At 59.3% G+C, this 21,734-nt stretch carries 21 protein-coding genes and 3 pseudogenes; 10 read left to right on the plus strand and 14 right to left on the minus strand.

The genetic code is table 11. The features are described 5' to 3' along the window. Positions 1-197: 197 nt before the first annotated feature. Complete coding sequence (locus ACZ9DP_RS03185; RefSeq protein WP_476202287.1) at positions 198-638, plus strand: hypothetical protein; 441 nt, start codon at positions 198-200, stop codon at positions 636-638. A gap of 11 nt (positions 639-649) precedes the next feature. On the opposite strand, the pseudogene ACZ9DP_RS03190 reads toward ACZ9DP_RS03185, so the two are convergent. The 7 genes and pseudogenes from ACZ9DP_RS03190 to ACZ9DP_RS03220 all read right to left on the minus strand — a co-directional run. After that, a pseudogene (locus ACZ9DP_RS03190) lies at positions 650-952 on the minus strand (DUF982 domain-containing protein); the annotation flags it as partial. Between the two features lie 74 nt (positions 953-1,026). Beyond that, on the minus strand, positions 1,027-1,311 hold the full coding sequence (locus tag ACZ9DP_RS03195) for a hypothetical protein (protein ID WP_476202183.1): 285 nt from the start codon (positions 1,309-1,311) through the stop codon (positions 1,027-1,029). 70 nt (positions 1,312-1,381) lie between these two features. Further along, complete coding sequence (locus ACZ9DP_RS03200; protein WP_476200213.1) at positions 1,382-2,359, minus strand: ThiF family adenylyltransferase; 978 nt, start codon at positions 2,357-2,359, stop codon at positions 1,382-1,384. Next, a complete protein-coding gene (locus ACZ9DP_RS03205) occupies positions 2,359-3,804 on the minus strand; it encodes an aKG-HExxH-type peptide beta-hydroxylase (protein ID WP_476200214.1) in 1,446 nt (481 codons plus the stop codon). The genes ACZ9DP_RS03200 and ACZ9DP_RS03205 overlap by 1 nt, the downstream gene beginning before the upstream one ends. 253 nt (positions 3,805-4,057) lie before the next feature. Beyond that, a complete protein-coding gene (locus tag ACZ9DP_RS03210) occupies positions 4,058-5,752 on the minus strand; it encodes a S8 family serine peptidase (RefSeq protein WP_476200216.1) in 1,695 nt (564 codons plus the stop codon). A 31-nt stretch (positions 5,753-5,783) separates the two neighbouring features. Continuing rightward, positions 5,784-6,815: a phosphatase PAP2 family protein gene (locus ACZ9DP_RS03215; RefSeq protein WP_476200217.1), complete on the minus strand. Its 1,032-nt coding sequence runs from the start codon at positions 6,813-6,815 to the stop codon at positions 5,784-5,786. A 38-nt stretch (positions 6,816-6,853) separates the two neighbouring features. Next, on the minus strand, positions 6,854-8,809 hold the full coding sequence (locus tag ACZ9DP_RS03220) for an SARP family transcriptional regulator (protein WP_476200218.1): 1,956 nt from the start codon (positions 8,807-8,809) through the stop codon (positions 6,854-6,856). 555 nt (positions 8,810-9,364) lie between these two features. Here ACZ9DP_RS03220 and ACZ9DP_RS03225 point away from each other — a divergent pair. Next, a complete protein-coding gene (locus ACZ9DP_RS03225; RefSeq protein WP_476200219.1) occupies positions 9,365-9,643 on the plus strand; it encodes a CopG family ribbon-helix-helix protein in 279 nt (92 codons plus the stop codon). Beyond that, positions 9,631-9,921: a type II toxin-antitoxin system RelE/ParE family toxin gene (locus tag ACZ9DP_RS03230; RefSeq protein WP_476200220.1), complete on the plus strand. Its 291-nt coding sequence runs from the start codon at positions 9,631-9,633 to the stop codon at positions 9,919-9,921. Before ACZ9DP_RS03225 ends, ACZ9DP_RS03230 begins: the two co-directional genes overlap by 13 nt. Positions 9,922-10,256: 335 nt before the next feature. On the opposite strand, the gene ACZ9DP_RS03235 is transcribed toward ACZ9DP_RS03230, so the two are convergent. Beyond that, the gene (locus ACZ9DP_RS03235) at positions 10,257-10,562 is read right to left on the minus strand and encodes a hypothetical protein (RefSeq protein WP_239602765.1); all 306 of its coding nucleotides are present in this window, start codon (positions 10,560-10,562) and stop codon (positions 10,257-10,259) included. 168 nt (positions 10,563-10,730) lie between these two features. Here ACZ9DP_RS03235 and ACZ9DP_RS03240 point away from each other — a divergent pair. Then, positions 10,731-10,868, plus strand: a pseudogene (locus tag ACZ9DP_RS03240) (DUF1612 domain-containing protein); the annotation flags it as partial. An 83-nt stretch (positions 10,869-10,951) separates the two neighbouring features. On the opposite strand, the gene ACZ9DP_RS03245 reads toward ACZ9DP_RS03240, so the two are convergent. After that, the gene (locus tag ACZ9DP_RS03245) at positions 10,952-11,119 is read right to left on the minus strand and encodes a hypothetical protein (protein ID WP_476202288.1); all 168 of its coding nucleotides are present in this window, start codon (positions 11,117-11,119) and stop codon (positions 10,952-10,954) included. A gap of 74 nt (positions 11,120-11,193) precedes the next feature. Here ACZ9DP_RS03245 and ACZ9DP_RS03250 point away from each other — a divergent pair, with 74 nt between their 5' ends. The 5 genes and pseudogenes from ACZ9DP_RS03250 to ACZ9DP_RS03270 all read left to right on the plus strand — a co-directional run. Then, positions 11,194-12,150, plus strand: a complete 957-nt coding sequence (locus ACZ9DP_RS03250; protein WP_476200221.1) for an MBL fold metallo-hydrolase — start codon at positions 11,194-11,196, stop codon at positions 12,148-12,150. A gap of 146 nt (positions 12,151-12,296) precedes the next feature. Next, positions 12,297-13,049: an SDR family oxidoreductase gene (locus tag ACZ9DP_RS03255; RefSeq protein WP_476200222.1), complete on the plus strand. Its 753-nt coding sequence runs from the start codon at positions 12,297-12,299 to the stop codon at positions 13,047-13,049. A gap of 62 nt (positions 13,050-13,111) precedes the next feature. Continuing rightward, positions 13,112-13,537 carry a cupin domain-containing protein gene (locus ACZ9DP_RS03260; RefSeq protein ID WP_239602775.1) on the plus strand — a complete coding sequence of 142 codons (426 nt, stop codon included), beginning with the start codon at positions 13,112-13,114 and terminating at the stop codon, positions 13,535-13,537. Positions 13,538-13,608: 71 nt separating this feature from the next. After that, on the plus strand, positions 13,609-14,619 hold the full coding sequence (locus tag ACZ9DP_RS03265) for a mechanosensitive ion channel family protein (protein ID WP_476200223.1): 1,011 nt from the start codon (positions 13,609-13,611) through the stop codon (positions 14,617-14,619). 195 nt (positions 14,620-14,814) lie between these two features. Beyond that, a pseudogene (locus tag ACZ9DP_RS03270) lies at positions 14,815-14,981 on the plus strand (transposase); the annotation flags it as partial. Positions 14,982-15,253: 272 nt separating this feature from the next. On the opposite strand, the gene ACZ9DP_RS03275 reads toward ACZ9DP_RS03270, so the two are convergent. From ACZ9DP_RS03275 to ACZ9DP_RS03290, 4 genes are all read right to left on the minus strand, one after another. After that, positions 15,254-16,459: an NAD(P)/FAD-dependent oxidoreductase gene (locus ACZ9DP_RS03275; RefSeq protein ID WP_476200224.1), complete on the minus strand. Its 1,206-nt coding sequence runs from the start codon at positions 16,457-16,459 to the stop codon at positions 15,254-15,256. Between the two features lie 113 nt (positions 16,460-16,572). Next, positions 16,573-17,403: an alpha/beta fold hydrolase gene (locus ACZ9DP_RS03280; protein WP_476200225.1), complete on the minus strand. Its 831-nt coding sequence runs from the start codon at positions 17,401-17,403 to the stop codon at positions 16,573-16,575. 444 nt (positions 17,404-17,847) lie between these two features. Next, on the minus strand, positions 17,848-18,798 hold the full coding sequence (locus ACZ9DP_RS03285; RefSeq protein WP_476200226.1) for a helix-turn-helix domain-containing protein: 951 nt from the start codon (positions 18,796-18,798) through the stop codon (positions 17,848-17,850). A gap of 697 nt (positions 18,799-19,495) precedes the next feature. Continuing rightward, on the minus strand, positions 19,496-19,675 hold the full coding sequence (locus ACZ9DP_RS03290; RefSeq protein ID WP_476200227.1) for an FAD-dependent oxidoreductase: 180 nt from the start codon (positions 19,673-19,675) through the stop codon (positions 19,496-19,498). Between the two features lie 74 nt (positions 19,676-19,749). Between ACZ9DP_RS03290 and ACZ9DP_RS03295 the strand changes: the two genes are divergently transcribed. Next, positions 19,750-20,184 carry an ACT domain-containing protein gene (locus tag ACZ9DP_RS03295; RefSeq protein ID WP_476200228.1) on the plus strand — a complete coding sequence of 145 codons (435 nt, stop codon included), beginning with the start codon at positions 19,750-19,752 and terminating at the stop codon, positions 20,182-20,184. 247 nt (positions 20,185-20,431) lie between these two features. Here ACZ9DP_RS03295 and ACZ9DP_RS03300 read toward each other — a convergent pair whose 3' ends face one another. Continuing rightward, the gene (locus ACZ9DP_RS03300; protein ID WP_476200229.1) at positions 20,432-21,721 is read right to left on the minus strand and encodes an amidohydrolase family protein; all 1,290 of its coding nucleotides are present in this window, start codon (positions 21,719-21,721) and stop codon (positions 20,432-20,434) included. Between the last annotated feature and the right edge of the window lie 13 nt (positions 21,722-21,734).

Consider the following 21,734-nt stretch of genomic DNA (forward strand, 5'->3'; position numbering starts at 1 on the left):
TGGTCGAGCTGCCCTCTTTGGCGAAACAGGCGCTGTTCGAGGGGGCGCCAACACAATCATCGAAAAAGACTTCCGGGTATGCTGGACCTTGAAGCGCCTTTTCGGCCTGCAGCTCCAAGAAACAATTAATAGCTAACTCAATGCTGCATCTAGAGGGAAGGTTTATTAGCTCGATACGGTCCATCTGCGCCTCGTAGATGATCTCGTCGACTTCATCCGGGGGCAGGGTTTCGTACTGGACTTCTCTGACACGAGCTTTTTTCGACTTCTTCGCCTCAGAGATCAAGGTCAACATCGACGGCCCGAAATATGCAGCGAACGGCGGTCGAAGGGAAAACGACATCGCTATTTCTCCAGCGTCTACCCCGCTGGCTTCGAAACTTTCGGGACGTGGCCAGCGATTGCCCAAGTTTATCGAATATGTCTTACAAGCGGCTGTACTCCGCCTCGGCTATCGCTCGCCAGCGGAATTTGAAGCCCAACTTGCCCTGCAGGGGGGGCAGTTTCGCCTTCATTCGAAACGCCCCGATGCATTTCCGATCAATGCCTTTTTGGTTCGCCCCGACCATTTTCGCTGCCGACGTCGGCGCACTGATGGCGATAGCCGAAGCGGCTCGATGGAAGCGGGATTGCGATGAGCGCATGCCCGGCGGACCTCGCTGACTGGATAGATCCTGAGGATACCCAGGTGGTGATCAGTCGTGATCGCCGCGATACCCGCTTCATATGCGGCGCGGACGATCGCCTCGTGCAAGTTCTCGGGTTCGGTTTTTCCGGTAAGGACCTCCAAACAGGTCCTCACCGCCGTGAAGAATTCCTCACCATCGTCGGTGGGCCATTCCTTCAGCAACAGTTGGGCAGCCTCGCGTGCGGTACGGATCACCTTGCGATCTTTGCCTTCCGCGAAAGCAAGAATTATCGTTGGGAAGCTTCTCAACATATCGAATTTCATTGCCCCTGAACTCCGCCGGACAGCCAATGTGATCCCGTGCTATGGTTCGAACCGGGATTGACTACACATGCTCATCAACCATCTTCCGCGTCGTTTCGACAAAAACGTCGCGTATCCTCCCATTGGTGCGAAGGCGTGGGCGTCCTCATTGCCTGTTCCTTCCCATCTCCTCTGATAGCGTTGGCCAGTTTAGTTTCCACCTCACGGGCTGCCGTCTGAAGAACTCGCTTGAATTCTTCGGAGGTCACGCCATCGGCGCGCATCACCATGGCGATCAGTGGATCACGAAGAGCTTCGGATATGGTCAGCTCATCGTTCTTTCCGCCAGTTGCACCGGCATAGCCGATGACTGAGCACAGCGCGAACGACCGCGGCTCTGAATTTGTCGCAGCCGGATAGATGGCATCAGCGATTTCGATATGATCCATATCAGCGCCTCTCGTAGCGGCGAACCAGGCTCGCCCATTCAAGGTGTTTGGGAAGACAACGGAACTCGGCCTGATTGCTTTTGAGGTCCAATATCCATCGGCGTCCCCGCGATGCGGAGTGCTTCGAAAGGCACTCTTCGGTGATCTGCGACACGGCAAGGCCAGCGATAAATGCGTTGTCGGCAGCGGCCGGTGGGGCGAGAAAGCTGCCGTCGGTTGCGACCTGGGCGACGCATTGGCAGACGGGGCATGCGTCATCATGCACTGCCACCGGGGGACCTGCCATGCAATGGGCCCCGCAGCGGCCGACATGCACGTGGGGCGGCAGGCCGGCTTTCGATGCGTGACAGGCCGTCAGGAACTCTTGGGCCGGATGAGAATCGTCGCCGGCAAGAACGACGAACGGATTGTAAGCGTAATCTGCGATTAATCGGAGCGCCGCGGCCCCTTCCGCAAATTCGGGGAGCGCGAAGACATTGGCCGAGAAACACGCGGCCAGATAGGTCGCCAGCTTGTCCGTCTTCAGACAGCCGAGATCAGCTTCGCTCGCCCATCGGAGATGGTTCAAGTTGTTCTCGTCGATACGATCGGCATCCACGAGAAGGAAATGGCGCGCGCCGAGGGCCGCAAGCTGGATGGCAATCTGCGAGCCCAGGCCGCCGCATCCGATGATGACGAAGTCGATTTCGCGAAACCCTGCAAAGCCGCGTTGCCGATGGCAAAGAGGCGTCAGGGAGGCGTCGTCGTGATCGATTGCGGCGGAGACATATTCGTCCTCAGCCGGCATATTGGAACCCTCCAACGCGCCGCCGAACGCAGGCTTAGTAACTTTGGGGCTCTGTTCCTCGACAGCATCGATACTATTATCGGTGAACAGAGCCCCCCTGCCGCCCCACCCAAGGCTGTGGGCGAAGAAGTTCGGGAAGTCGACGGGCGCACGGACTGCCGCTGACAATCGTCCAGACTGATAATTGATCATCACATCGCCTCCATTTCGCTGGGCGCGATTGCGCGGATGGTCGCGGCGTAGCGACCGTAATCCTTGCCCACCGCATGGTCGGCGACCTTCGGGATCACGTGGAATTTTCCGTCGTACCAGAGGCTGATATTGTCGCCGCTGTCATCGATCTCTCGCCGGCCCATCCGGGGATCGATCGGCTCCTTGCCGTGCAGGAGCATCTGTCCGATATCCCAGGCTTGGCGATCGAGAACTCGCTGGCGCTCGGCAAGATGGGCCTGGCGGTGCGCGACAGGCTCTTCGGCAAGCAACTGGCCCACGAGGTCCAGGATCCGGCCACTCCAGGAAGGAATGGCGGCGATGTCTGGGAGGTCGAGGAGGACATCGCCGCCGAGACGTTCGATTCCTTTCCGAGCGATGTCGATGAGGGGGACTTGCCGCGCGGCATAGGCGATTATGAATGCCGTTTTCCGGGCGCGGTGCTCAGGATCCGCCTCGGTGGATAGGCATGCCATGCGCATGGCGCACTCCCAGGGAATGGTGTAGGCCGTATGCAGGATGCTCTCGAGCGTCTGTAGGTCGTTTTTGTATGGGGAAACATATTGGAACTCCCCAGGCAGGGATGCCGCCGCCGAGGTCGTATAAAACCTAAGCAGGATATTTCCCGCCTCGTGAAGCAGTTGGGCCGCTGTCGCGGCATGATCGCCGTCGCGCAATCTCTCTCTGGAAAGAGCGATGAGCGCGCTGCCCGGCAATTCGTTCGAACTCGAAAAGGAACACTGCCCTTCGCGCCGCTCGCCAACGTGAAGCGTGTGCAGGCCGGCGATTAGACGCTGATAGCCGCACTCGTCGAATTCCGCGATTAATGCGAAGGCTTTCTCCAGATGGTCGGCGATGCGATCCAATTCCGCATCGTCCGTGATGGGGCGGTCGGGCCTGGGATAGTCCGGCATGCATTGGCGGAGGAGGGCTTGCATGATAGGGCTTCGCGCCGGGCTTTCGATGCGGACGAGGCCGATGCCGCAAGAGAGCCGGCACGCCGGCTGACGTTCGAGTTCAAGATCCGATGCGATCAGATCCGGCTGCAGATAACCGCTGACGACTTGCACATCGGGGCGGGCTGCCTGCCATTCCAGACTGCGCGCGAGCCCACCCATCCAGGCTGCAAGCGCGGATGAACGGTAGGGGTCGGCACCGACCGGTCCGGCAACCGCTAGCGGAAGCTCCAGCAGACGAGTGTATCCGCCATCTGCTAGATCGTGGAAATAACCTGCCAGCGCCTCTATCCCGACCGAGCAATCGGCGAGCTTCGAAGCCGCCGCAAGCGTGCGGCCATACTGGAAGCGTCGCTTCAAAAGGTTGCGAGTTGCCACGCGCTGCAGGGAGACGGTACTTGCCATCAGGGGATTGCGCTTGAGCAGGAGACGCGCCTCATCTGTTAATTCTTGAATACGGGACGCGGACATCGGCAGCCTCCGTGGGTTTGACTTCGGACGGATCAAGGTTGTATCGGGCGAAAATGCCTCAGTTCGGGACGGCTTCGTCCGGCATCGGAACGTTGCGCGTCGTCGGTTGAGAGGCACTATTGCCCAAGGGCGTCATTCGCCCGCCAGTTCCGCGTTAAAAATCCGTAAAAAATGACGTAAACAAAGCAAAAGCCTCCTCGATCGGGGATCCTCGATCGAGGAGGCTTAACATTGGAAAGCGCATGCGCAGCGGTCAGATCGCCAGAGCCGCCTGTACCGCCGCCCGCGCATTCGGCAGGCCTGACCCGAAGAAATAGGCCGCGTCGAGAGCGTCCTCGCTTTCTGCATTCATGCAATCCGCCGTCAGTTTCCTCGTTCCGGGTGCGACAATGGCGTTCAGGCGGGACGCGGCTTTCAGAATGGACTTGACATGAGGACCCGAGAGGCGGTCACCGGGATTGTGGCGGCTCTTGTAGGCCCGCTGAATCAGGGCGCATAGCCCGCCCACCTGCGCCGACGCGCCGGAGGTGCCCCCGAAGGTGGTGTAGTATCCTCCACCGATGCCGGGATTGGTTCCGAACGGCACGATCGCCGACCATTGATCGGAGCCGTGATCATAGCCGAAACTCCCCGACAGGTCTGTCGTCAGCAGCGAGAAGTGCGAATAGTAGTATTCCCGCATTCGAAAAGCACTGTAGTCGTGCTGTGCGGCAAATGGTGAAAGCCGGTCGAGGCGCAACTGATGCCGGTTGAAGACCTCACCGTCGTCGGAGGGGGAGACAACCGTCAATCCTTCACCGTAATTGCTGTAGCCCGAACGGAAACCTTCGACGGTAACGGCCCCGACGGCGATGATGCCGTTGTCGTCGGCGGCAAGACTTGCCGGATAGATCAGCTGGCTTTCGCCACTGTTTCCCGCGGCGCAGACGATCGGAATGTGCCGACTGATGGCGAGGATGAGCTGTTTGAGGATATGCCACGGGCGATCCGGATTGGAGCCTTTCTGCGCAGCCTTCGGCTCCAGTTCAGGCCCGCCCTGGTCGGCGAAGGCAATGCGCGTGAAGAGATTGGCGGCATCCTGGTTTTTCCATAGTTCCAAGTCGGCCTTCAGCTCATTCTTCGGATCAATGACGCTGCGATTTGGGTCCGGTAGACCACGCGGCAAGACGATCACGTCCGCCTTCTGATGGTAGGCATAAAGAAGGGCAGCGATGAACTGCCTGACATCGTCTTCGAAGGACGTCCTGATAGAGATGATCTTTGAAAAAGGGTCAACGCCGAAATAGGGGATGACATTGCGATTGCCGCTCGTACGCAACTCGTCACCATTGCCGTAGAAGGCTCCCTCCGGCGGAGCGCTTGCTGTGCCTTCTTCCGCAACAACGGCGGGTTCGCCGACGATCAGCCCTGCGCAGCACGTACCATGCGATGCAAAAAGCGATTCTGGATTATAGAGCCGCCGGAGAACACCCTCCGACGTGGCGTATTCGGCAACCAGGTCACTGAGATAGTCACGGTCGTCATTCGAAAGGCCGATATTGCCGAGCGGAGCGATGTTGAGCCCGGCAAAGAAGGCGTGTCTTTCCTCGCGGTCAAACGGCGTAGTCGTATCGAGTATTTCGAGCACGCGGGCGCCGTAACGATGGGTCGTCAAATCGATTGACGCTTCCCGGTCAAGCCGGGTTGCCAGATTGGGATGGTCCGAAGATACGCCGACATCGATCAGCGCGACCCGCGCGGGTCGCAACGGGCCGGCGGAAGCGATGGCATCCCAGACCGTGCCGGTGATGAGGGGATCGGGGAGCGCGCGTGCGGCGCTCGCATCGAGCGCGGGTGGAGCAGGCGGAACCGATCCGTATTCCGCGTCGACCACACCAAGCGCAGTCAGGTGCCAGAGATAATAGTAGTTGATCGGGGCGGGCTCAGGCATTTGTGATTGATCCGTCATGTTCATGATCCCTGTTGTGCAGCTGGCGAATTCAGACCCATTCGTCGTGTACGGCCTGGAATAGAGGACCGAACGCGTCGTGGAGGTAGGGAGCGAAGCGTCGGGCGAGATCTCGCCCCGCCTGCGTGTCGCTGGGATAGTGGAGGCCAGCCCATTCACGGTTTTCGGCGACGTTCTGGGCAATGCGGGCTAGCTCGTCGGTAGCCGGATGTTCCGGCAGGATCGTCGAGAATGCGAAGGCGATCGAAAAGCACTGGAACGAGTGGTTGCTGGGATAGGACTCGTGGACGGGCACGGCCAGCAACGGCCGCAGCATGGGCTCGAACTGGTTTGGCCGCAGCCGGTTGAACTGACTCTTGTAGATCAGTCCTACATATTCGCAGGCCGTCAGGATCGCTTGGAAAAGTCCTTCCGTCTGCTCAAAACCCCCGAGATCCTCGATATGCAATGCGCGGGTGAATTCCGTCACGGAGATCGTCGACTCGATCTGGATGTCGGGCAGGCGCCGCGCACGTTCTCGGTCGCGGCGTTGCATGGAGAGCAGCACTGTCGTTTCGAGACGGGTATAATCGGGGCCCGGTGGCGGAAGTATGTCCAGCGTTTCCCAGGTGAAGCGTCGCGCCGCGGTATAGGCGTTGCGTGACGGCTGCTGGTGCAGCCTGCGCAGCTCGAAGGAAGGGATAAGCTGCGACACGCCAAGGCTGGCACCGTCCATCGTCATCTTGTTCTTGTTTTTATTCTTATTTTTGTTCTTGTTTTTGTTCAGCGACGCCTTGTTGAGCACCGACTTATTCGCCACGCTCTTGTTGAGGACCGAGGCTACGGCCATCGTCGCCATCATGGGCCCAGCCAGGAGCGATGCATCTTCATCCGTGCCGACGAAAAGCGCAGGTTCGGAGACTGCATCAGGCGCAACCGGCGATGCACCGGCGAGAGGATCAGCCCCGGCATCGTCCCTGGGTTCGCATGGAAGAACCGTATCCGGCTCAATCCTGAATTTGTAAGTGTTTAGAAATAAAACGATTTTTGATTGCGATTCCACTGTAGTGTCCGCTTCTTCCATTGCAGCCTCCTTGCGCGAAGTTCTGAAAAATGTCCGGGTCAGCGCAGCTTGGCGCCCGCCTTGAGCAGGCCGTCGATCAAGATCTGGCCGCCGCCTGTATCGAGCAGCGGATAGCCGCTGCCGCGAAAGGCATTGATGGAGAAGCTGCCCTCGACCGCCTCAAGACGCTGCAGGTAATGGCGCGCCCCTCCTAGATCGTCGAAATGAGCATGGCTGGAGGCAAGATAGCGTAGCAAGCTGTTGAAGTTCGGCCGTGCCCGCAGGGCTTCTTCCCCTGCAGCTATGGCTGCGGCATGATCGCCTGCAAGCGCTGCTGCAATGCATTTGGTCGTGTCGAAGTAATACTTATGCGGGCTGTAGACGCCGAGCTCTTGTACCCAACGCGCCATGGCCACGGCCTTGTCGGGCTGGCCTGCATAGCAATGAAGCATCGCATAGAGATCCCAGCTGAGCGGCAGGGCCGGGTTCAGGCGGATCGATTTTTCAAACAGGTTGGCCGCATAGTCATATTCGCAAAACAGGAACGAATGGACGTGGCCGACGAGCGCGAGCGATACGGAATTCTGCGGATCGAGTTCCAGCGCTTTGCGCGCATAGGCCTGAGCTTCCTCGATCAGATGCGCGTCAAGCGCGTTGAAACGTTGGCCAACCTGGAAAGTCCGGATGAATGACAGCCAGGCAAAAGTCGATGACCGCGGCTGATACTGGATCTGTTCTTCCAAGCGCCGCTCGGCGTTATCTAGATCGCCGCGCGACAGCCGAAAGATCGCATTGACGGCGTCGATCAGGAGGCCGTCTTGCGACAATCGACTGTCGTTTGCCTGGGTCTCTTGGAAATAGGCCAGCTGATCGACGGCGTGGCTGATTAGCGCAGCGGCGGTGCCGAACTCGCCCCGCTCGAACTGCGTGCGGTTGATTGCCTGACTGCCCAGCCAATGAATACGGTTGTTGATCAGGTGCTTCATCACCAGTTCGATCATCACCATGTCACCGTCAAACGTGAGGCGAAGCTGTAGGCATATCGGAAGGCTGATCTGCTGTTCGTTCTCTTCAATATCTGGCAAGGTGAAGGAGAGGTCCCTGACGCCAATGGCCAGCCCATCGATGATGGCTTTTGCTATGAGATTCTGGAACCGTGTCGCAGCGATTTGTCCGCCCTCTCCAGCACCCACCATAATAGGGGGCTGAAGGACCATGATCCATTGCCAGTCACCGTCGGCCGGCCGCCGATATGGGTTGCTGCTGGCGATTTCCACGGATTTGCCTCGTCTTGGCATATCCGGATCGCCTGTCAAAGGTAGCAAGGCTGAATGTTTGGCGATATCACGGCTCGGCTGCTGTCGCGGCTCGAAGACATCGTGGACTTGTCCTTCATTTAGCCGGCTATACCAGTTCTGCCGTTCCAGCGTTAACCAGTCCTCGAATTCTGGATCGCGGATGTCTATACCTTCGAGCAATTCGTCGGTGATTTGATCCGCGGACCGCTTTGTCCGAACCACCAGCTCGGTATCAAGCACGAGTCGGTGCATATCCAGCCAAACGGTATTCTTATCCGCAATCAAGAGATCACGTGCAGGCCCCAGAGTCTTATGAATGTCCAAAAGGGCCTGGCGCAGACTAGCTGCCGCCTGGTCGTCAGAGCGGTCGCTCCACAACTTGTCCCGAAGCCAGATTCTAGAGCGCGAGCCCCGGGCGGACAATGCAAGCATCGCCAAAAGAGCCTGGGCTTTTTTGGATTTCGGAGTGACCGATCGCCCCCCAGCGTCCACAAGGGCAAAAGGCCCGAGCAGGAACATCCGAAACGGATTTTGCTCCTTGTTCATGCGATCCACCGGCCCCGCCCCCGTTGCCTCCGATGCGCTCGTTTGGCAGGCCGAAGACCTGGCATCTCGAGACCAGTCTGCCATACCTGCGGCACCTGGCAAGCAACCGGGAAGGGAAATCGGAACTCCGAAAGCAAGATCGAGGCTCTGGTGATAATTAAACTGAAGCATAACCCGCTGAAACCCTCTGCGTAACTTAGCAACCGGTCGTAGCGCCCTGCCGTCAAGGCAGCGTCAAAGCAATGTTATTTATCCGCCTCGAAGAGCTGACGAGACTTGTCATGGCTTGAAGGAACAGAAGGCTGCCATTCACGCAGGCGGACGTCGTAAAAGACGAGCTCCAGCGCAAGGAGTCAGTGGCAGGGCGAGGGTTAATTAATCGCTCGGACTCAGGAGCTCCCCTTCTATCCGTCATGGTTGTGGTACGGGGGCAACTCGTAACTTCATTTGACACACTAACGAAACGAATTGATACCGTTTGGTTGGCATGCGCCTGAACGATACCTGTGGCATCGGAACCGACCCAGGCTCGCATGGTTCAAGTAGATAAATGAAGAACTCTAAGATGGCGTACGCAGCCCGCAGGAATCGGCGGTCGCAGGTTCGAACCCGTTCGAGGCGAGAGACTTCCTTGCATCCAGCGCGGCGATCCGGCGAAATCATAGACACGAGCAATGAAACAACTTATGTTAGCGATAGGTATTACCTTTGACTAAGGAAGCTGACATGGCATCACCTACCTCGCTCAAGCTCGATGACGAGCTAAAAGGCCGCGTCCAACACTTGGCCGAAGTCCGTCGCCGCTCCTCTCACTGGATCATGCGTGAAGCGATTGAACAATATGTGGATCGTGAAGAGAAACGGGAGGCGCTGCGCAGTGAGACACTCAACGCCTGGGATGAATTTCAGGCGACCGCCCTGCATGTGACCGCGGATGAGGTCGAAATATGGCTTTCGACGTGGGGAACCGACGACGAGCGCGCTGCACCTGAATGCCACAAATAATCTTCTCCCCGGCTGCCATTCGTGACCTGGAACGACTTCGGGAATTCTTGCGGCCGAAAAACCCCTTGGCCGCCAAGCGAGCGGGCGAAACTATTCTCAAAGGTCTGCAGGCACTTGGCGGACATCCCTACATGGGACGGCTCGTTGAAGACCTGCCTGATCAGTATCGGGAATGGCTCATTGATTTCGGTGACAGCGGATATATTGCGCGCTACCGTATCGATGAGGATTTTTTGACAGTCCTCGCCGTGCGCCATCAGAAAGAGGTTGGCTTCTGATGCCGTAGTTGTCGAATTTCCGGCAATGCTCGTGCAGCTAGAGCTTCAGTTGCGAAATGGCGGGGTCGTCGGTTCGCTTCCTATCAAGAGCGTTAGTGCACTTTTGCTGTATGGTTGGGCTTCTGCGTCTGAAGTAGATGTACGAGAGAGCGACTTCGGGATTGTATCGATGTTGCCACAAACCCCAATCTTCTTCTGGAGTTGAGAGCTTATGGTAAGTGCGCGGGATTCACGATCATCTGCGTCGTTTCCGATGCCACCCGCGGCGCGTGCCCATACTCCGGAGCCAAGACGCTCGAGGCCCAACCGATAGTGTCGCGCCCGGGATCGAGTTCTTAAATCCCTGAGCCGTCGAGCTGCAGGGCGTCGTCACCCTCCCAGGGTGAGGGCATCGAGGTGCGATTGAGATTGGCCGAGGGCATCGGCATCCAGCACTTCAATTCCGGCTCAGCGTATTCGATGATGCGGCCGGGCGAGGAATCGGAAGCACGCCAGCCTTCTGCACCGAACTGATCGCCATTCGACCAGTACGCGAGGTCAACTTCTGCCGGCCCCTGTTCGGACGGGTGGATCGTGACGAGGATCCGACTGCCGTCTTTCGGCGCGCTTGCCATGTGGCGCCAGCGGTCTGGTTCATCCATCGTTTTTTCTCCTGCCTTGCTGCAGGCTGCAAGTGTCGCCTCGCCATCGAAAACGGTCAACTCACACTTTTGCACAACCCATCCTGTGTATTCCGCTGCAAACGACCACTCGACAACGAATGCTTCCTGGTCGCTCGAGGAATCGTGCGGCAGGCGGAAATCTACCCCCGGCATCGTGATGGCGAATCCCGGCTACTCGCGATCGCTCAAAGTCTGACCGCGGCCGCGGAAATCGGCCTGAAGGAGCACGACCGGCTGGCGCTGGCCCGGCAGATGATGGAGCGAACCCTGGCGGCCTTAAGGTCGAAGCGGTCGAAAACCAAAAGGACGATCCCGAGGGCCAGGATGTCCTTGAGGATCATTGCCGGACGTTTCTCTCGCGGCCGCATTCAACTGACCAGCGAAACCCCGGGCGATTGCGGCATGCGATGCATCAGCAGCAATTGCTCTACAGCGGCAGCAATCGTTCTGGCGCGGCGGCAAATCACTTTCGATAGATCATCAAAGGACACGCCAGCAATGGGTGTGTCGCCGATCGCTAGAGACTTCACCAGCATTGACGGTGCTTCCCGTCCAGGAAGCGTAAGCCACCCAGGATCTAGCACCAAGATAGAACAAAGGAGTTTTCAAGATGAACCAGATGATCAACAACAACACTCAGGAGGCAAGCATGAAACTGGACAACACCGCACATCCCGGTAGACCGGAATCCGAAGAGCTGGTTCCGTCGCGCTACGCGGTGCGGATCGGCGAGATTGACGTGCTGGTGGTCAGCGATGGGGTGCTACCGCTGCCGACCGCGATGTTGGGCCACAATGCCGATCCGGCCGCCCGGGCCGCCTGGCTGGGCGACATGTTCCTGCCGCCGGACGCCTTCGACTGGGCGCTGAACGTCGTCGTGGTGCGTAGCGGCGGGCAGACCATACTCATCGACGCTGGGCTGGGGTTGGACCCGGACTTGAACCTGCCGCGGGCCGGGCAGTTGATGAAGCGACTGGCGGCCGCCGGCATTGATCTTGGATCCGTGACCGACGTGGTGCTGACCCACATGCACATGGACCACGTTGGCGGGCTGCTCGTCGACGGGGTGAAGGAACGGCTGAATCCGGACCTGCGGATCCATGTGGCCGCTGCCGAGGTCAAATTTTGGGAGTCGCCCGATTTCTCTCACGTCTCGATGCCGGCGGGCTTCCCGGACGCGCTTCGGGCAGCCGCCAAGCGGTTCAGCAAAGAGTACCAGAGCCAGCTGCGGTTGTTCGAGGATGAGCATGAGGTGGCGCCCGGCGTGGTCGTCTCTCGTACCGGCGGCCACACCCCCGGGCACAGCGTGGTCCGCGTGGCCTCGGGCAACGACCGGCTGATGTTTGCCGGCGACGCCGTGTTCGCAGTCGGGTTCGACCACCCCGACTGGCACAACGGTTTCGAACATGACCCCGAGGAAGCTGCCCGCGTTCGGGTCCGGCTTTTGCAGGAGCTGGCAGCGACCGGCGAACTGCTGGTGGCAACTCATATGCCGTTTCCTTCTGTTGGTCATGTCGCGGTCGACGGCAACGCCTTTCGTTGGGTACCGGTCTTCTGGGACTACTGACCGCATGTTGAATTAAGGCCGAACCAGAGCAGCATCCTTGAAGGCCGTGTCCAGCTCGGCCTTCAAGCCCGAGCTTCAACCAGGCCTTCACCTACCACCTATTGAACCACGCGCACCGCATGGGCGCGCAGCAAATGGAGCATCTTATGAAAATCGTGATTATCGGCGGAACCGGCCTGATCGGTTCCAAGACTGCAGAGCGCCTGCGCACGAAGGGGCATGAGGTCATTGCCGCTGCCCCGAAAACTGGCGTCAATTCCCTCACCGGAGAGGGCTTGGCAGAAGCGCTGAAGAATACCGAGGTGGTGATCGACCTCGCGAACTCGCCATCCTTCGAGGATAAGGCCGTGCTCGAATTCTTTCAGACGGCGGGCAAGAACCTGATGGCAGCGGAAATCGAGGCCGGCGTGAAACACCACGTCGCGCTTTCGATCGTCGGCACGGATCGGTTGCCGGATAGCGGCTATCTTCGAGCCAAGGTCGCCCAGGAAAAGATCATCCTGGCAGCCGGCATTCCCTATACGATCGTGCGTTCCACACAGTTCATGGAATTTCTCGGCGGCATCGCCCAAGAGGGCACGGTCGGCGACACGGCCCGCTTGTCGACGGGTTTCCTGCAGCCGATCGCGTCCGACGACGTCGCCGATTTCGTAACGGACGCGGCGCTTGCGGCGCCGGCTAACGGCATCGTCGAAATCTGCGGCCCCGAGCGCGCACGTCTTTGCGATTTCGCCGCGCGCTACCTCAAGGCGATCGGAGATTCCCGCACCGTTATCGCAGATCCGGATGCCCGGTATTTCGGGACCAAACTGGAAGACGGTTCACTCGTTTCCGACAATCATCCTCGCATCGGCCACATCCGTTTCGATGATTGGTTTACGACAACCCCCAGAAAATAACGACTTGCATACGGGCCGTCCTATAGGCGACCCACTGCCTCAGTCACGAAAGGACGATAGACATGATCAAGTCATTGCATTTTGCCGTTGCGTTGACGGCTCTCCTATCAGGTTCGGCTCTTGCACATGATACGCCGGGTGGCGGCGAGGGCGCGAAGGTTACGCTGGTCTATGACCATGAACTGCCGAACGTTCCAGGCAAGAGCATGAAGGGCGTACTCGTCGAATATGCTCCGGGCGGTTTCTCGGAGGGCCATACCCATCCAGCGTCCGCCTTCATTTACGCGACCGTCCTCGAAGGCGCGATCAGTAGTCAGGTCAACGATGGCCCCGTCACCGTCTATAAGGCCGGTGACAGCTTTTCGGAATTGCCGGGCGATCGCCACGGTGTCAGCGAAAACGCCAGCAAGACCAAGCCGGCAAGGCTGCTTGCAGTCTTCGTCGTCGATAGCGCCGAGCAAGAACTGACATTCCCGATCAAGAAATAGCCGATCAGGCCGGGCCCGCAGTGCTGGTGCCCGGCCGCTCTTTGACGCAACCAAAATCGGTGATTGCTGCCATGTTTGGTAATGACAATTTCGTGCCGCTTGTTCTGATCAACCTTCTGGGAATTGCCGGCATCGTCGTGTGGCACATCCAGGGCGGCAACCGTCCGAGGGGACGCCTGATCGTCCAGATCCTGTTCTTCACCAACATGAGCCTCGTGCTCTATCTGGGGGGCATCGCTCCGCATCGGCCCGACGGTATCTACACGCAAGGTTTTGCCGCGCTGCTTTCCAAATCGGCCAGAATCCTGTGGTGGACCCATCTCGCCTGGACGATCATCGGCTTCATCCAGATCTACGTCAGACTGAACCGCAAGCCACGGGAAGCACATCTCATCCAGGATATGGCCATTGCCGTCATCTATCTCGGCGTGGCGCTTTCCGTCATCGGTTTCGTCTTCGGCATGCCGGTCGGCACCTTGGTTGCAACATCGGGCGTCATAGCCGTCATCTTCGGCCTCGCGTTACAGAATACGCTTGGCGATGTCTTTTCCGGCATCGCGCTGACGCTCGGCAGGGCCTATGCAATAGGCGACTGGGTCCAGTTGAACGACGGAACCGAGGGTCGCGTCATCGAAACCACCTGGCGCTCCACCAACCTGCTGACCGTTACGCACAATGTCGTCGTGCTACCGAACAGCATCCTGGCAAAGCAGGGCGTGACAAACCTCAGCCGCCCTGACGAAACCCACCTGATTGCGTTGCGTGTGCGCATCGCTGCAACGCAAAGACCGCAGATTGTCGAGGAAGTCATGCGGTCTGTGCTGCGAGCCAGCGTCCGAATCGTCAAGAATCCGCCGCCGGTCGTTGCCCTGACGGCCATCGACGCGGTCGCAATCGACGTCGAGCTGCAATTCCGCGTCGACAGCGTCGCCATTCGAACGCCCGCCAAGAACGAGATCGTCGACCTGCTTCATGACCAATGCAGAGCAAGCGGGCTTTCGCTCGCCATGCCGGCCGAAAGCCTCGCTTTCGTGCCGGCACCGATCGGCAACCAGTATCCCCCCGAATCCCGGCCGGTCTAGGTCACCGTCCGATCGTAGCCAGATACGAATTGAGGCAAGCTGGGTGGATGCGAGGACGTTGTCGTCGCATGGGCCATATCGGGTTGCGATGGCAATTAAATATTAGAATTTTTTGAAAATTGTTCAACGGCGCCGTGTTATTCGTAAAGCCGCGAGCTGATCATGGGAGATTGACCCCGAATGCGTGGATCAGCCATGTATGAAGAGCGCGATCCCGTTGATGAAGCCCAATGGAACTGGCTTGCGCCCTTGATGCCCGATGGCTGCCGCGGCAAGCGCGGCCCGCGAGCCGATAACAGACGCCTTATTGATGCGATCTTCTGGATGGCCCTTCCGGTGGGCGCTGGCGCGACCTGCCGGAGTGATTTGGCGATTACCGCACTGTCAAGCGGCGCCACTGTTGACTGGGTGGAGCGGGGAGTGCGGCAGGATCTCTTAGAGCCTCAGCCACGCAGGCAAAAAAGAGGCCCTGATGCCGAAAGTCTGAGACCGTTCCAAGGCAGGCCTGGGCGCCAAGCTCCATGTCGTGACCGACAGGAGAAAACGATCGATGAATTGATGGTGCGCCTTACGAGCAGGCCGGAATATAACGAGCTGCGCTCTTGCACAGAGCGCAGCTCGTGTCGTGATGTGATCAGAGGTCCGTCACACGCTCCGGATCGGCGGAAGCCAGCGCAGCGGCTCGCTCGGGCTGCGGCGGATAGATCCAGACGGTGTTGATTTCCTGTTTGGTCGCCTTCGCTTTCTCGCCGACCATCTCCACCTTACGGTCCCAGCCTCGGGTAAAGAGGGCTCCCGCATCGCCGAGGTCGAGGCAGGTGACATAGGCTTCCTGATGATATTGCCGTGCCGGCACGCCCAACAGTTCAGCGGCGGCGTTGTTGCCCGCGAAGGCACCCATGCGTGTGGCGTGCTGGCACGACATCAGTGCGTAGTTGCCGCAGCCGTCGCACGCGGCGCGCGCCGCATCCCCGGTGGCGAAGACGCCGGGTACGGACGGCACACGCAGGCAGCCATCGACCAGCAGCCGGTCGAATTTGTCACGCTCGCCGGGAATTTGGGTGGTCAGTGGATTGGCCCGCATGCCTGCCGCCCAGATCACGGTCATGGTTTCTATATGCTCGCCGGTATTCAGGGTAACTCCGGATTTATCCAGCGATGAAACGCCGGCATTGAGCCGCGTTTCCACGCCGAGCTTGCGCAGTGCTTCCTCGATGATCGGGCGCGGACCTTCGCCCATGTCGGGGGCTACCGCGCTGCTGCGGTCGACGATAATGACACGCGGATTGGCGGTTTTGTCGAACAGGGTCCGCAGCCGCGAAGGCATCTCGGTCGCCGCCTCGATACCTGTGAAACCGGCGCCTGCAACAACGATGGTGTCGCGCGCGGCCGAGGCCGGCATCTTCGCAAGCTCGTGCAGGTGGCGATCAAGGGCAATGGCGTCATCGATGTTATCGACGCTGAAGCCGTATTCGGCAAGGCCCGGAATATTCGGGCGGAACAGCCGGCTGCCGGTGGCGAGCACAAGGCGATGATACTGAAGGGACTTTCGTTCGCCCCTGGCATTGACGACTTCTACGGTGCAGGCCTTCGTGTCGATCGCTTCCACGCTGCCCTGCACGTAGGCGACATCGATGGCGTGAAATACATCCTGCAGAGGTGCCGTCAGGGTCTCGGGTTTCGGCTCGTAGAGCCGGGGGCGGATGACGAGCGTCGGTTCCGGGGACACCAGCGCGATTTCGAGCTCTTCGGGCGAAACGCCTTCGATATCGCGCAGGCGGGCTGCGGACAGTGCGGCGTACATGCCGGCGAAACCGGCGCCTACAATTACAAGTCTCATATTATTCACTCCGTGGTTTGTAGTTTCAAAAGGCCGCGCGTCACCGTTGCCGCTCCTGATGGGCGGCGAGATGGTCGGTAACGATGGCGCACGGATTGGTGAAGCGACGTCGCTTAGGCGGTGATGAAGGCCAGCATGTCGGCATTGACCACATCTGGATGTGTCGTGCACAGCCCATGCGGCAGGTTCTCGTAGATTTTCAGCGTGCCGGCCTGCAGGAGCTTCGCCGACAACGGAGCGGCGGCACCGATGGGAACGATCTGGTCGTCATCGCCATGCAACACCAGCGTCGGCACGGTGATGTTCTTCAGGTCCTCGGTGAAATCCGTCTCCGAGAATGCCTTGATGCCGTCGTAATGCGCTTTCGCGCCGCCCATCATGCCCTGACGCCACCAGTTTGAGATGACCGCCTGCGAAGGCTCGGCACCCGGGCGGTTGTAGCCGTAGAAGGGGCCGCTTGGAAAATCGCGATAGAACTGCGAACGGTTGGCGGCCAGCTGGCTGCGCAATCCGTCGAATGCCTCGATCGGCAAACCGCCGGGATTGGCGGCGGTCTTCAACATCAATGGCGGCACGGCCGCAATCAGGATCAGTTTGGCAACGCGGCCCTTGCCGTGGCGCGCGACATACCGCGCGGCTTCACCGCCGCCGGTAGAGTGGCCGACATGGATCGCGTTGTGAAGATCGAGGTCGTCGACCATTGCGGCAACGTCGGAGGCGTAGTGATCCATGTCATGACCGTCGCTCACCTGGCTCGATCGGCCATGACCGCGGCGATCATGGCCGATCACGCGAAAGCCATTGCCAAGGAAGAAGAGCATTTGATTATCCCAATCGTCGGAGCTGAGCGGCCAGCCGTGGTGAAAGACGATCGGCTGAGCGGACTTCGGTCCCCAGTCCTTGTAAAAAAGTTGAACACCGTCGCTGGTTGTAATGGAGGTCATTGTGCTGATCCTTTGTAGAATATTTGTTTCGGCGCCCGTCATCGAATCGGACGGACAGTTGCTAAAATCGCGTATGCAAGCCGCTACGGGTCGCTTCGTTGATTGACCCGTAATCGGTGTCCCAGACCATCCTTTGTCTCCGCAGGATCCATTGGTATGGGCGCAATAGTGGTTTAGCGAAACAGGTCTGCGGCTGCGCCAGAGGGATTGGCGCCATTGCAGAGCAATTGCGGTTAGCGGATGCGCCGCATCGCCCGGCGTTTTACCGGTCAGCTTTCGAAATGTGGCGGCCAAGGCTGTTTGCGAGGCGCAGTCAAGTGAGGCTGCGACCAACGCCATGCCAGTGGGATCGCGCGGCATGGTCGTCGTTTGTTCGCGCCGATGACGTCGCAGCGAAAGAACGCGACAGTCCGGAATCTGAGGCGAGGCGAAAGGAGATTGCGGTCAGCCGTGGCGCCGCCGCCAATCGGTCGGTGTTTCACCGGTCAATTTTCGGAATGCAGCTGCAAATGCTGTTTGCGAGGCATAACCGAGGGAGGCTGCGACCAACGCGATCGAATTTTGAGGATCGCGCAGCATGATTATGGCCTGCTCGAGCCGATATTGACGGAGCCAGTTGTGAGGCGAAAGCCCCGTGCTTTCCTTGAAAGCGCGACAGAAATGAAAACGTGACAGCCCGGAATCGGCAGCGAGGGCCGCGAGGGAGACGTCCGCGTCTGCGTCCGATCGCAATCGTTCGATGGCCCGGCGCAGCACGCTCGGCGCGAGGCCGCCGAGCGCCGGCTGATAGCTCGGTGCCTTGCCGGTATGTGCAGCCAGCAGGCGCGTGGCCAGAAGATCGGTCAACTGCTGCCTGAACAGTGTATCCAGTGCCGTATTGCCTTCCAGGACATCGGCTGCGCTCAGGAGCAATCGGGATGTAATGAGGTCCGGATGCGCCGTTCGCTCCAAGAGATCGGTCGGCGTGAAAGTATCGGTTTCGTCGGCAATGCGCGTCAGTGTCGTGTGGGGAAGATAGAGCTGAACGACATCAACCGGTTTTGGAATATCCCATCGGGAGCTTGATCCAGCCGGGATGATGATCACAACCCCGCGACGAAACGTTCCGCTCACGATCGATCTTCCTGACCGCCGTTCCATGCGCTGTATCGCGCCGTTGTAAGCCATGATGACGTGGTCGGTCATGGGCTCGACGACATCATGTAAGGGGCCGTGATTCCAGTGGGCGATTGCACCGCCGGAGGGGTCCGCCGCAAGATGAATTGGCGCAGTCCTGAGAACACGTGACATTTCGTTAGCAGGGTTCTGATCGGCGGCCTTCGTTTCGTCCCGGCTCGCACCGATTGTCTCAGCCGGCGAGCTCTCGAGAGAATCGGTGGAACAAGGCAAGCTCATGGTTGCGCGCTCGTCGATTGGCGCTGCTTGCGTGCGATCCTTGCAACAATTGCCAGATCGTTGAGCGCCCGCCTATAGTGGCCAACCCTGTCAGTCTTCTTACGCATGACATCCCCATGTCGTGAGCAATTCCGCTGTGCTTCTGGTCATTCGCGCGTTGCTAGATGTAGCGAGGATATCAAGAATTTTCGAGGACGAAACCTATTCTCCAGGATAGGTTTCGTTCGCGATTGGACCTGGTTCTCAATCACGCGAGCTCGATCGTCGCGCGATGTATGCGCCCAGCCTGAGGGCCACTTCGACGATAACGCCTATGGTGATATGCGCGACGCCATGGAGAATCGCGAATTTCCACCGGATGGGGAAGAGGAAGAAGAACCGGAGGAGGAAGGAGAAGATGAGTCTTCAGCTTGCCCGCCGTCAGTTCTCACACCGCCACGCGACCATGGTCGTTACAGGTCCGTAGCGATACATAATTATATGTAATTCAGCCACATGATACGCTTTTATATATCAGCATTGCGCGACTCACCCTGCGCTGTGCCCGGCATACGACCTGCTGTCGACCATCACCTATATCGAGGGAGAAGATGCGGCCGCGCTTAATTTCCCCCGCACGAAGAAGATGGTAGCTGTCGGAGGACGAGTTGGCGCATCTCGCCGCGAAGGCGGAGCGAAGCCTTCGAGTGATGAGAAATCACGAGGCCGTTGTTGCGGCCGGACGCCGAGGGCCAATCTCATTGGCTTCGAGCATTATGACCTTGACGCCGCTCTCAGTTGCGCCTAGCGCGGCCGTCATGCCGGTGAAGCCGCCACCTACGACAAGTACATCGGTCCTGTGATCCCCCCTAAGGCTCGACGCGGTGGGCCGCTTCATGGCAAAATCTCCGCTTGTAGCCACAGGATGAGCCAGTAACCTATCAGCCGCAACAAGAAACGTGGTGAGGGTCAATGTCTGCTCCGGTCTCAGATCTCAGTAAACTGCTTGCAACAGTGTCGCCGGAACTGAACCCGAGCGCAGTGGCATTCATTTATGTTCCAGATCGGGAAGCTGCCAAGGCTTTTGATGAGCAAGCTGTTTTCGGTACGTTCAGAGAAAGAGAGGGGCTGACTCTGATAGTCAAACTGGCCGCCGCGGAGAGTGCAAACGTCGAGATCCTGTTTCGTGCCGCATGGATCACGCTCACGGTCCACTCCGACCTCGAAGCAGTTGGCTTAACCGCGGCTTTCGCTGCGGCTCTTACCGAGGCGGGCATCAGTTGCAACGTGGTGGCGGCTTGTTTCCACGATCACATCTTTGTTCCAATTGAAAAGGCGCCGCGTGCTCTCGCGGTTTTGAAGGACCTTCAGGCACGCGCGGAGCACGCCAGCCGTGGCGATGAATGATCTTTTGCCACTGGATTTGCTGATCAACGACCCCGGCGGCGATGTGCAAGGCGGCCGTTCTTGGGCTCGGCGTCACGATGATCCAAACCTGACGCGCTAGCGTACCTGGAGCGCGGCGAGGTCGTCCGACTTGTCTGAACTAGTATGCGGACGCAGGCCCGATCTCCATCTACTACGCGAGCAGGACCACTGCTGCCCTTCGGCTCTGGAGCAACAAGCGCGGCGTCTGATTGTGCCGACCCGCATTTCAATGGCGAGGTGCGTAATCCAGGCCGCCATCGACCTTTGCAGGGCGCCCATCGAGGAAAAGCTCGCCGATGCGTGGTGCCGAACGGCCGATGACCTTGCCGCGCCGGATGACCGCGAGCCGGTTCGGCTTCAGCCGCAGCGCTTCCAGCGTATCCTGCGCCTGCAGGATGACGAGGTCTGCGTTGCAGCCGATTTCCAGGCCATAGCCTTCAAGGCCCATCGTCTTTGCCGAGTTGTCCGTCAGAGCATGGAAGATCTTCTTCTTGTCCTCGATGCCGGCCATCTGCGCGACGTGGATCGCCATGTGGCCGACCTCCAGCATGTCGCCCGATCCCATCGAGTACCAGGGATCCATGACGCAATCGTGCCCGAAGGAGACATTGAGGCCGGCATCCATCAATTCGCGCACGCGGGTCATGCCGCGGCGCTTCGGATAGGTGTCGTGCCGGCCTTGCAGCATGATGTTAATCAAGGGGTTGGGGATCACGTTGATCCGCGCCTCCGCCATCAGCGGGATCAGCTTGGAGACGTAGTAGTTGTCCATCGAGTGCATCGAGGTCAGATGCGAGCCGGCGACGCGTCCCTGCAGGCCGAAGCGGATGGTTTCCGCGGCCAGCGTCTCGATATGGCGCGAGAGCGGATCGTCGGTTTCGTCGCAATGCATGTCGACCGGCAGGCCGCGATCGGCGGCGATGCGGCAGAGCGCCTCGACCGAAGCCGTACCTTCGCCCATCGTCCGTTCGAAGTGGGGAATGCCGCCGACGATATCGACTCCCATATCGAGGGCACGGTTGAGCGCGTCGATCGCGCCCGGCGAGCGGTAATAACCGTCCTGGGGGAAGGCGACCAGCTGCAGATCGATATAGGGCGCGACCTTTTCGCGAACCTCGATCATCGCCTCCACGGTCACCAGTCTGGGATCGCTAGTATCGACATGACTGCGGATGAAGAGCAGCCCCTGCGTCACCGCCAGATCGCAATAGCGCAGCGCACGATCGACCAGTTCCTCCTTCGTCACGATCGGGCGCAACTCTCCCCAGAGCGCGATGCCCTCGAGCAGGGTGCCGGATACGTTCATGCGCGGCAGTCCGAGCGACAGGGTGGCGTCCATGTGGAAATGCGGATCGACGAAAGGAGGACTGACCAGCCGGCCGGTTGCGTCGATTTCTTCCCCCGCTTGCGCCTGGAGATTGCGCTCGACAGCGATGATCCTGCCGCCCTGGACGCCGATATCGATGCTGGTTCGGCCATCGGCGAGATTTGCATTTCTGACGATCAGATCGAACATCGGAGCCTCATTG

This window comes from Rhizobium sp. USDA 4016 (assembly GCF_056279705.1).